This is a genomic window from Petrocella sp., from assembly GCF_059865615.1.
The window spans coordinates 110091-119828 of record NZ_JCBCDA010000102.1; the positions used below are offsets into that span (position 1 = coordinate 110091).

Here is a 9738-nt window from a genome sequence, read left to right on the forward strand (position 1 = left end):
TTTAAACATCTTTTTCCTTGACATTTATTCTCATTTAATTTATAGTAGTACCATGAAGAACCACTAAGGAGAATAATTATGGAATTGGTGAATGCCTTAAAAAAAATTGGCTTTACACAACAGGAAGCTATTATTTATATTGAATTGTGTCGTCATCATGAGATAACCGGTTACGAGGCAGCAAAACTATCTGGAATATCCAGATCCAATGCCTATGCTGCTTTATCCAGTTTGGTGGATAAGGGCTACGCTTATGTGGTTGAGGCGGCTTCCGTAAAATATACACCTGTCCCGAAAATGGAACTTATAAAAAATGTTAAAAGAAGTTTTGAGGAACAGATCAAAGTCATTGAAGAAAAACTGGATTTTTCTCAACTCAGACAAGAACCGTATATCACCATAGCGGATGAAAAACACATTATAAATAAGTTGAAAAACATAATACAAATGGCAGAACTTAGAATTTATCTTTCATGCGATAATGATGTGCTTGAATTGGTAAAGGAAGATATTCATCAAGCAGTTGTACGAGGATTAAAAGTGGTGATTTTATCACCAAAAGATTTGAATGGCATAGAACACATCCATTATTTCAATGCACCAACTACATCCATTAAAATTATTACAGATACAAAAGAAGTTCTTGCAGGCACTTTAAAGCAAAGTCTTTATTCAAAAAATAGTACTTTGGTTCATTTGATAAGAGAAGCCTTTATAAATGAAATCGCAGTCCTTGATAGCAAAAAACAATGATCAAACAGGAGGAATTACATGCTAGCCTATCACAACAAGATCACCACAGAAACTGATTTTTTTAAAAGTACAAACCCTATTGAACTTATAAAAACCTATGGAAGTCCTCTCTATGTCTATAATGAAGAAGTCTTTAGAACCAGATGTAGAGAATTAAAAAACCTCGTGCAGTACCCGAATTTCTCTGTAAACTATTCTGTTAAGGCTAATGGTAATTTATCATTACTGAAAATAGCTCGTGAAGAAGGATTGAATGTCGATGCCATGTCGCCTGGCGAGATTCATTTAGAATTAGCAGCCGGTTTCTTGCCATCACAGATTCTATATATCAGCAACAACGTATCTGCAGAGGAAATGCAGTATGCCATAGACCGAGATATACTCATAAGTGTTGACTCCATCTCTCAGTTGGAGCTATATGGGAAAATCAACAAAGGTGGTTCGATTTGTATCAGATTTAACCCTGGAGTTGGAGCCGGTCATCATGAAAAAGTCGTCACTGGTGGTAAAAAAACCAAATTCGGAGTGGACCCAAACAAAGTAGATAAAGTCAAAAGTGTGCTCAGTCAATATGACCTAAAGTTAGTGGGCATCAATCAACACATCGGTTCTTTGTTCATGGAAGGGGACAAGTATATAGAAGGTGTCAAATCTCTATTTACAATTGCTAAGCAGTTTAAAAATCTAGAATTTATTGATATTGGTGGTGGTTTTGGTATCCCTTATAACAAATTGGCGGGGCAAGAGCGTTTGAATTTAATAGATCTTGGTAAGAAGCTGGATAAAGAATTTGAAGAATTTGCCACTGAATATGGTAAAAAAGTTATATTTAAGATTGAACCGGGTCGTTACATATCAGCTGAATCCGGCCTTATATTAGGTGAAGTATATGCTATTAAATATAATTATGACACGAAATACATTGGTACAGATCTTGGTTTTAACATTTTAAAACGTCCGGTTATGTATGACAGTCATCATGATATTGAGATTTATAGAAAATCGAATGTGAAGTCAGAAAAAAATGAAACCGTTAATATTGTAGGTAATATTTGTGAAAGTGGCGATATCATAGCAAAAGAGCGACTCTTACCTGAAATTTTTGAAGGTGATATTTTAGGGGTACTCGACGCAGGTGCTTATGGCTATTGTATGGCTTCTAATTACAACAACCGTTTAAGACCGGCTGAAGTATTGATCACAGGAGAAGGTAATGCTAAACTTATTCGTCGCCGAGATACATTTGAGGATTTAATGAGAAATTTTGATGTAGAATAAAGTTTTGATAGTAAGAAAAGCTAAAAATGGCTGTCTCAGAATATTGAGTCAGCCATATTTTAGTTTTGACAAACCAACCATAACAAATGGAGGTTAAAATTAACCGAATTCACATAAATGTAATTTTCTTCCTTTACAAGATTATGCTATAATGAAGGTCACGAATAAAAGGTATTGCCAAAGGAGAAGCTATGGATTTATTTGATATGGCAAGGAAAAAAACCTTGGTTAAGGATGCACCTCTTGCTGCAAGAATGCGCCCAGAGACGATAGACGAAGTGGTTGGGCAAAAGCATATTATAGGTGAAGGGAAACTCTTATATAGAGCCATTAAGGCGGATAAACTGGGGTCGCTCATTTTTTACGGTCCTCCGGGTACAGGAAAAACAACTCTGGCAAAAGTGATAGCCAATACAACCAAATCAAATTTTAGACAATTAAATGCGACCATTGCAGGTAAAAAAGACATACAAGATGTTGTGGCTGAGGCAAAAGACAGCCTAGGTATGTCCATGAAGAAAACCATTCTTTTTATTGATGAAATCCATAGGTTCAATAAAGCACAGCAAGACGCCTTGCTGCCATATGTAGAGGATGGTACCGTTACTTTAATTGGTGCAACAACTGAGAATCCATATTTTGAAGTTAATAAGGCCTTGGTATCTAGATCTAGAATCTTTCAATTGTACCATTTAGCCAAAGAAGATATTATTTTGCTTATGCAAAGAGCGATTCAATTAGAAAGAGGATTGAAGGCCTATAACATAAACATTGAAGAAGACGCTATGACATTTCTTGCAGATGTGGCAAATGGTGATGCCAGAGTAGCCCTAAATGCTATAGAACTTGGCGCACTAACCACGAGTTCTGTGAACGGTAAGATTATAATAGATTTAAAAGTAGCCCAAGAATGCATCCAAAAAAGGTCGTTAAATTATGATAAAGATGGAGATAACCATTATGACGTCATATCCGCATTTATTAAGAGCATGAGAGGGTCTGACCCGGACGCAGCCATTTATTATCTGGCGAGAATGCTCTATGCAGGAGAAGACCCCAAGTTCATAGCTAGGCGTGTGGTTATATGTGCTTCAGAGGATGTCGGCAACGCAGATCCTAGGGCATTGATACTGGCCAGTGCAGCGGCTCAAGCAGTTCATTTTGTCGGTATGCCTGAAGCTCAGATTATCCTAGCACAAGTGGTAAGCTACATTGCTACAGCACCTAAAAGTAATGCGGCCCTTGGCATATTTTCTGCAATGGAAGACGTTGGGCATATTCAGATTAAAACACTCCCACCCCATCTAAAAGATGCACATTATAAAAGTGCAAAGTCACTTGGTCATGGTATTGGTTATCAATATGCTCATGATTTTCCTGGCCATTTTGTTAAACAACAATATCTCCCGGACGAACTGGTAGATAAGATTTATTATGAACCTTCAGATGAAGGCTATGAAGCCCAGATTAAGAAAAACATGAAAAAAAGGCTGCCGGATTATCAGCAACCTAAATGATTATGATTTAGTTCTCTCTTGTAGAATCGTCTTGGTCATCCATCCAATCTTTGTTGGAATCCTTCGCATTTTGGTGAAACCTTAAGGCGAAGTATAGAATAACAACGACAAAACCATTAATTGCAACAAAGGTGATGGCTAATGTTGAATGGTCAATGAGGATGAAAACAAGGGTCAAAATGAACAGTAGTAATATTAGAGCGACGCCAATGAGGGCCATAATCTGTTGTACTTTTTTCTTTTTCATGTTCTACCACCTTAGCTATAGATTCAAATATAAATGGATCTCTTTGTTCTTCTCTAGGAAAGTCTATGCCATGTTAATGCATTGAAGCGTCACATTAACAATCAAGGAAATCTTTCCTGCCGGAACAATTTGCTTTGCAAAACGAGGCGTAGCCTCTTTGTTCTATAATATAGACATGAAATGAATACGTCAAGTCAAAGCAGTGTAATAATACCGGAAGCGAATTAGGAGCGAATTATGATGCTGAAAAAATACATAATAATCTTTTTAATGCTAATGATCAGTATAGTTTTTGCAGCCTGTAGCGGCTATGAAGAAGAAAAGCTAAATGATGAAGGTTATAGCTTATACTTAGAAGGTCTTTATGATGAAGCAATATCACATTTTACCCAAAGCCTTATAGATTATCCTGAATATGGTGCTTTTTTTAGTAATCGTGGTATGGCTTATTATGAAAAAGGTGATATTGCATCAGCATTAGAAGATCTAAATCAAGCCATTGTTTTGGAACCGAACATGCCGGAAGCCTACTTGAATAGAGGAACGGTATATTTTAGTTCGGGTGTATATGATCAGGCGCAGAAAGATTTTTATAAAGCCATTCGCTTAAAAGACGATTTTAAAGATTCAAACGGTTTATACTATACTTATTTGAATCTAGGTACATTATTAAATGAAATCAGCCAACCTAAAGAGGCGTTGGTTGTTTTAGAAAAAGCATTTGAACTTAAAAAGGATGATGAACAACTATTCAATGCCCTTGGTCTGATTTACAGAACCATAGGAGACTATGAGTTGGCTTTATCCTATTTTGATGGTGCCATAGAATTAAAACAAGACTACGCTTATGCTTATGGCAATAGAGGCAGTGTATATTATTTGATGGAAGAATATCGTATCGCCTTAAGTGATGTGAATACAGCACTTTCAATGGATCCATATATCCCTCAAATGTATGATTTGAAAGCAAAAATACTGATAGAAACAGGAGAAGTAGAAGAAGCTATTAGGGTACTTGGTGTGGGCATAACAAGATGGAGCAATTATGCTGATTTATACATCACCCGTGGTAATATTTATTTTAGTGAAAATTCCTATGGTGAAGCATTAATGAACTATGGACTTGGCGTGGAGTATGGTAGTATTGAAGGTTATAAAGGACAAGGTGTAACTTATCAAATCATTGGTCAATATGAGGATGCTATCAGACAATTAGAAACCTATTTACAAAATTATCCAACAGATATTTTAACCCGTATTGCCCTTGGAAAAGTTTACAGGGAAACAATGGAATATGAAAGTAGTCTGGTCCAATATGATAAGGTTTTAAGTCTAAGTGCAAATCACATTGAAGCGATGTATCAAAAGGCCTTAACTTATATAGAAATGCAAGCATTTACAGAAGCTGAAAAAATGCTGAATCAAGTCTTATCTATAAGTCCGGATCATAAAGCGGCTAAGGAAGCTCTAAATAATATAGAAGTCGATTAGAAAGTTGGTGCACCAAGTGGAAGAACAGATCAAGAATGAAATAGTAGAAAAAGCCATATTAATTGCTATCTGTCCCCAAAATAAGGAAAAAGAAGTGGACAGCGCTATTGATGAATTAGAAGAACTTGCAAAAACAGCGGGTGCAAGCACCTTGGTCAAAGTCATACAAAATAGAGATAAACCTCATCCGGCCACTTACTTCGGAAAAGGCAAAGTGGAAGAGTTAAAAGAGATGATTGATCAATATGAAATTACCACAGTTATCTGTGATGATGAGTTGTCACCGGCACAGTTAAAAAACCTTGGCGAGGCTCTAGAGGTTAAGATCGTAGATCGTCCTATATTGATTATGGATATCTTTGCAAGACATGCTCATACCAAAGAAGGTATATTGCAGGTTGAGATGGCTCAGATGCGATACCGTCTATCTAGGTTGTCTGGTCTGGGTAAAAGTCTATCCAGATTAGGTGGAGGTATTGGTACTAGAGGACCTGGAGAAAAAAAACTAGAGACGGACAAACGTCATATTAGACGACGTATTGATGTATTGAAAGAGGAACTGGAAAAAATCCATTCCAGTAGACACCTATTAAGAGAAGGACGAGCCAAACAAGGCAAACCAATTATTGCTATTGTCGGATACACCAATGCAGGCAAATCAACCCTATTGAACCAATTGACCGATGCTGGTGTCTTACAAGAGGATATGCTATTTGCAACACTTGACCCCACTACAAGAAATATGGTCCTACCGGAAGGGAAAGAAGTCCTATTGGTGGATACGGTTGGCTTTATCAGAAAATTGCCCCATCATATTGTAGAAGCTTTTAAGTCGACCTTAGAAGAAGTGGTCTATGCAGATGTTTTAATTCATATGGTGGACGCAAGCAATCCGGACGCAAATAAGCATATACAGGTTGTCCATGAAACCTTACAAGAGCTTAAAACAGAGAAAACACCCATGTTGACCCTGCTCAACAAATGTGATAGAGACAACGTAGATGAAGACCTATGGGATGAAAAGGCATTTGCCAATATTCGCGTTTCAGCCCTAACCGGTGAGGGTATCCGTAAAGTACTGGAAGCTTTGGAACAACATCTATTACAGGGACAGCGACTCATGAAAATTATTGTACCTTATCATCAAGGTCAGATTCTTCAAAAGCTTAGGACATATGGTCAGATTCTTGAAGAGTCTTACGTCAATGAAGGGACCTATGTTGAAGTGTATATTGAAGAGGCCTATATTAATAAATATGAATTGGGTACTATGATTATTGGTTAAGGTGACAAAACTATATAGTCAAACTTAGGTTTGACCCTTTAACCATTGTGAATAAGTAAATACTATATATAGTAGGTATACAACTAATTACCTACTGTATATAGTATTTTTTCGTTGACCATCTTCTTGCACTGTGGTATGATTTTATATGTTGAGGCAGCTGTTTTGTGTTTGAAGTTTGGGAGGTATGTCAAATGTATGAAGTGGTCAAACGAGATGGGGAAATAACAGGTTTTGATTTAAATAAGATTAAGGATGCGATTACCAAGGCCTTTATCGCCACGAAGAAGGTTTTTAATGATGACATATTGAATATGTTGGTGCTTAGAGTGACATCAGATTTTGAGTCAAAAATAGTAAATGGGCAAATAAGTGTTGAAGCCATACAAGACAGTGTGGAAAAAATTCTAGAAGAATCTGGCTATACAGAAGTGGCCAAAGCTTATATATTATATCGCAAGCAAAGAGAGAAAATCAGAAATATCAAATCCACCATATTGGATTACAAAGAAATTGTAAATAGCTATGTAAAAGAAGAAGACTGGCGTGTAAAAGAGAACTCGACGGTCACCTATTCCGTTGGTGGATTGATTCTACATAATTCAGGAGCCATAACGGCAAACTATTGGTTATCAGAGGCATATGATGAAGCCATAGCTAATGCCCATAGGAATGGGGACATGCATATTCATGATCTCTCTATGCTGACGGGCTATTGTGCCGGTTGGTCCTTGAAGCAATTGATTGAAGAAGGCCTAGGTGGCATCCCCGGAAAGATATCTTCAGCACCGGCCAGACATCTGATTACTCTATGTAATCAGATGGTTAATTTTCTAGGTATTATGCAAAACGAATGGGCAGGTGCTCAAGCTTTTTCTTCCTTTGACACCTACCTAGCGCCTTTCGTAAAAGTCGATAATCTAAGTTATAAGGAAGCTAAACAAGCCATACAGTCCTTTGTTTTTGGTGTTAATATACCCAGTCGTTGGGGTACCCAATCTCCTTTTTCTAATATTACAATAGACTGGAAAGTACCGGATGATTTGGCAAGTCTACCGGCCATTGTTGGTGGCAAAGCTATGGATTTTTCTTACGGAGACTGTCAAGCAGAGATGGATATGATTAACAAGGCTTTTATAGAAGTTATGCTTGAAGGGGATGCCAACGGACGCGGCTTTCAATACCCTATACCTACTTATTCCATAACCAAAGCATTTGATTTTGGAGATCATGAGAATAACAAACTTTTGTTTGAAATGACAGCAAAATATGGAACACCTTATTTTTCCAATTACCTTAACAGTGATATGGAACCCAGTGACATTAGGAGCATGTGCTGTCGGTTAAGACTGGATTTACGGGAGCTTAGGAAAAAACAAGGTGGATACTTTGGTTCAGGTGAAAGCACCGGTTCAATCGGCGTGGTTACCATTAACTTACCAAGAATCGGCTACTTAGCTGAAGATGAGCAAGATTTTTTTGAACGTCTGGACAACATTATGGATCTTGCAGCCAGGTCCTTGAAGATTAAAAAAGAGGTTATCACGCGCCTTCTCAATGAAGGCCTATACCCTTATACGAAAAGATATTTGGGTCATTTTTCAAGCCATTTTTCCACCATTGGCATTATTGGTATGAATGAGGCTACCCTTAATGCCAAATGGATTGGCAAGAATCTAATCAATGAAAAAGCCAGAGCATTTGCCCTTAAGGTATTGGATCATATGCGTGACCGTTTATCTGATTATCAAGAAGCCTATGGCGATTTGTACAATCTTGAGGCAACACCGGCAGAATCAACCACTTACCGACTGGCTAAGATGGATAAAGTGAAATACACAGATATTATTTCAGCAGGGAAGAATATGGGGGTACCCTATTATACCAATAGTACCCATTTGCCTGTGGATCATACAGTGGATATATTTGATGCTTTAGACCTTCAAGATGCCTTCCAAGGCAAATACACATCAGGTACCGTTTTTCACGGGTTCTTAGGTGAGAAGCTCTCCGGTTGGCAAGAAGCAGCCAAATTGGTCAAAACCATAGCTGAGAATTATAAATTGCCTTATTACACCTTGTCCCCCACATACTCCATATGCAAAAATCATGGTTACTTAAGTGGTGAAGTACATCAATGCCCTGAATGTAGCCATAGAACAGAAGTATATTCGCGTATAACCGGTTACTATCGTCCACTACAACATTGGAATGATGGCAAAAGCCAGGAGTATAAAGAACGTAGAGAGTACGTTGTAGAAGATGGTATTAAGGCGTCGGCTGAAGACGTAGTCATAGAAAAGGCCTTGGAGGCAAGGATAGAGGTTGAAGAAAAGTCCGGCAGTGACTCTCAAAATCAAAAAGTATTGCTTTTTACGACGAAAACTTGCCCCAGTTGTCAGGTGGCAAAAGTCTATCTAGGTAAAAAACATAGTTACAGGATTGTAGATGCAGAAGAAGAACTTAGCTTAGTAGAACGGTTCAAAGTCATGACAGCGCCAACCTTGGTTGTCTTATCAGAAGATAGTTATGATACATATTCAGGATTAGCCAGTATTAGAAGGTTCACAACCAGTTGCGTGACGACTTAAATTAAGGAGCAGATGATGAGTTTAGCAGATCAAATTTTTATAAATATGTGCAAAGAGATACTGGAAAACGGTACATCCTCAGAAGGACAGACGGTAAGACCTAGATGGGAAGATGGGAGCATGGCCCACACCATTAAGAAATTTGGTGTGGTCAATCGATATGATTTGGCCAAAGAGTTTCCGATTCTGACTTTACGACGCACCAACTTTGAAAAGGCCATTGATGAAGTCTTATGGATCTGGCAAAAGAAATCAAATAACATTCACGATTTAGGCAGTCGAATATGGGACAACTGGGCAGATGAGGATGGATCTATTGGAAAAGCTTATGGTTATCAATTAGGTGTGAAACATTTATATCCTGAAGGTATGTTTGACCAAGTGGACAGGGTGCTTTATGATCTAAAAAACAATCCGTATAGTCGTAGAATTATTACCAACATATATGTCCATTCAGATTTAAGCGAGATGAACCTTTACCCATGTGCCTATAGCATGACTTTTAATGTAACAGGCAAAAAGTTAAATGGCATCTTAAATCAAAGATCCAATGATGTCCTAGCAGCCAACAACTGG

General features: G+C 37.7%; 8 protein-coding genes. 7 read left to right on the forward strand and 1 reads right to left on the reverse strand.

All coding sequences use genetic code 11. The features are described 5' to 3' along the window. Positions 1 to 78: 78 nt before the first annotated feature. From AC6F8J_RS11165 to AC6F8J_RS11175, 3 genes are all read left to right on the forward strand, one after another. A complete protein-coding gene (locus tag AC6F8J_RS11165) occupies positions 79 to 753 on the forward strand; it encodes a helix-turn-helix domain-containing protein (protein WP_500723408.1) in 675 nt (224 codons plus the stop codon). An 18-nt stretch (positions 754 to 771) separates the two neighbouring features. Beyond that, positions 772 to 2031: a diaminopimelate decarboxylase gene (gene lysA, locus AC6F8J_RS11170; RefSeq protein WP_500723409.1), complete on the forward strand. Its 1260-nt coding sequence runs from the start codon at positions 772 to 774 to the stop codon at positions 2029 to 2031. Positions 2032 to 2222: 191 nt separating this feature from the next. Continuing rightward, positions 2223 to 3548 (forward strand): AAA family ATPase, encoded by a 1326-nt coding sequence (locus AC6F8J_RS11175; protein WP_500723410.1) that lies wholly within the window; start codon positions 2223 to 2225, stop codon positions 3546 to 3548. Positions 3549 to 3555: 7 nt separating this feature from the next. Here the strand turns inward: AC6F8J_RS11175 and AC6F8J_RS11180 are convergent, their stop codons facing one another. Next, positions 3556 to 3795, reverse strand: coding sequence for a hypothetical protein (locus AC6F8J_RS11180; protein WP_500723411.1), 240 nt, complete (start codon positions 3793 to 3795; stop codon positions 3556 to 3558). Positions 3796 to 4032: 237 nt separating this feature from the next. Between AC6F8J_RS11180 and AC6F8J_RS11185 the strand changes: the two genes are divergently transcribed. The 4 genes from AC6F8J_RS11185 to AC6F8J_RS11200 all read left to right on the forward strand — a co-directional run. After that, positions 4033 to 5286, forward strand: coding sequence for a tetratricopeptide repeat protein (locus tag AC6F8J_RS11185; protein ID WP_500723412.1), 1254 nt, complete (start codon positions 4033 to 4035; stop codon positions 5284 to 5286). A 16-nt stretch (positions 5287 to 5302) separates the two neighbouring features. After that, positions 5303 to 6571, forward strand: coding sequence for a GTPase HflX (gene hflX / locus AC6F8J_RS11190; RefSeq protein ID WP_500723413.1), 1269 nt, complete (start codon positions 5303 to 5305; stop codon positions 6569 to 6571). A 194-nt stretch (positions 6572 to 6765) separates the two neighbouring features. After that, positions 6766 to 9162, forward strand: a complete 2397-nt coding sequence (locus tag AC6F8J_RS11195) for a ribonucleoside triphosphate reductase (protein ID WP_500723414.1) — start codon at positions 6766 to 6768, stop codon at positions 9160 to 9162. Between the two features lie 15 nt (positions 9163 to 9177). After that, positions 9178 to 9738 (forward strand): thymidylate synthase (locus AC6F8J_RS11200; RefSeq protein WP_500723415.1); only part of this gene is annotated, 561 nt, incomplete at its 3' end.

What these genes read in the sequence shown, in the direction of transcription:
- AC6F8J_RS11165 (WP_500723408.1), top strand. Translation starts at nt 79, where the DNA reads ATGGAATTGGTGAATGCCTTAAAAAAAATTGGCTTTACACAACAGGAA.
- lysA (WP_500723409.1), top strand. Translation starts at nt 772, where the DNA reads ATGCTAGCCTATCACAACAAGATCACCACAGAAACTGATTTTTTTAAA.
- AC6F8J_RS11175 (WP_500723410.1), top strand. Translation starts at nt 2,223, where the DNA reads ATGGATTTATTTGATATGGCAAGGAAAAAAACCTTGGTTAAGGATGCA.
- AC6F8J_RS11180 (WP_500723411.1), bottom strand. Translation starts at nt 3,795, where the DNA reads ATGAAAAAGAAAAAAGTACAACAGATTATGGCCCTCATTGGCGTCGCT.
- AC6F8J_RS11185 (WP_500723412.1), top strand. Translation starts at nt 4,033, where the DNA reads ATGATGCTGAAAAAATACATAATAATCTTTTTAATGCTAATGATCAGT.
- AC6F8J_RS11195 (WP_500723414.1), top strand. Translation starts at nt 6,766, where the DNA reads ATGTATGAAGTGGTCAAACGAGATGGGGAAATAACAGGTTTTGATTTA.